Origin of the sequence: Collinsella aerofaciens (genome assembly GCF_032584215.1) — a bacterium.
GTDB lineage: Bacteria > Actinomycetota > Coriobacteriia > Coriobacteriales > Coriobacteriaceae > Collinsella.
Map to the genome: position 1 here is coordinate 1 of NZ_JAWHPN010000061.1, position 1,062 is coordinate 1,062.

A 1,062-nucleotide genomic window follows, 5' to 3' on the forward strand; every position below is an offset into this window, starting at 1 on the left:
ATGAAGGAAACCGAGAAGATCGAGATCATGCATTTCGACCAGGAGGGCTATCTCGAGGACGGCAAGGCGCTCTACGAGACCGGCAAGAAGATGACCGCGCTCGCCGACAAGGTCGCCGACGAGGGCTACGACGCCGTGTTCCTGATGGGCGTCGGCGGCACCTGGGACGAGCTCATGCAGCTCGAGTACCTCATGAACAAGTTCGGCGACCGCGACCTCGAGGTCTACCTGATCCACGCCGCCGAGTGGAACGCCATGGGCCACAAGCGCATGACCGAGAAGTCCGTCGTGCTCACCGCCTCCGAGTCCGGCACCACCCCCGAGGTCCTCGAGGCCGTCAAGAAGATGAAGGGCATGGGCGTGCGCGTCTACGCCATGACCAAGCCCGAGGGCCCCATCGGCCAGGCTGTGGGCGCCGAGAACTGCGTCGCCATGGCTTCTGACCATGGTTCGGGCGGCTGCGAGAAGGGCTACTACCTCGCCGACTGCTTCGGCCTGCGCCTGCTCAACCGCCGCGGCTGCTTCCCCAAGTTCGATCTGTTTATCGAGCAGACCAAGGATATCTGGAAGGACATGCTCGACATCCGCAAGCGCTTCGAGCCGCGCGCCGAGGAGCTCGCCAAGAAGTACGCCCTGGCCCCCTACACCATGTTCATCGGCTCCGGCGCCCTGTGGGGCGAGACCATCCTGTTCTCGATGTGCATCCTCGAGGAGATGCAGTGGAAGCGCACCCGCTACATCACCTCGGCCGACTTCTTCCACGGCACCCTCGAGCTCGTGGAGCCCGGCGTCCCGGTCTTCCTGTTCATGGGCGAGGACGAGAACCGCAAGCTCGACGAGCGCGTCCGCGCCTTCCTGACCCGCGGCGTGACCGGCGACACCGACATCAACATCATCGACACCGCCGAGTTCGCGATCCCCGGCCTTGACGACGAGTTCCGCGTCATCGTCTCCCCGTGGATTCTGACGGTGCTCGTGACCGACCGCCTGGCTCGCTACTACGAGACGGTCACCAAGCACAACCTCAAGTATCGTCGCTACTATCACCAGTTCGACTACTAA

At 63.6% G+C, this 1,062-nt stretch carries 1 protein-coding gene; it reads left to right on the top strand.

Annotated features, from left to right (window positions below; genetic code table 11):
• Positions 1–1,062, top strand: a 1,062-nt coding sequence (locus tag RX395_RS09715) for an SIS domain-containing protein (protein ID WP_250787561.1), incomplete at its 5' end; no start/stop codon positions are given.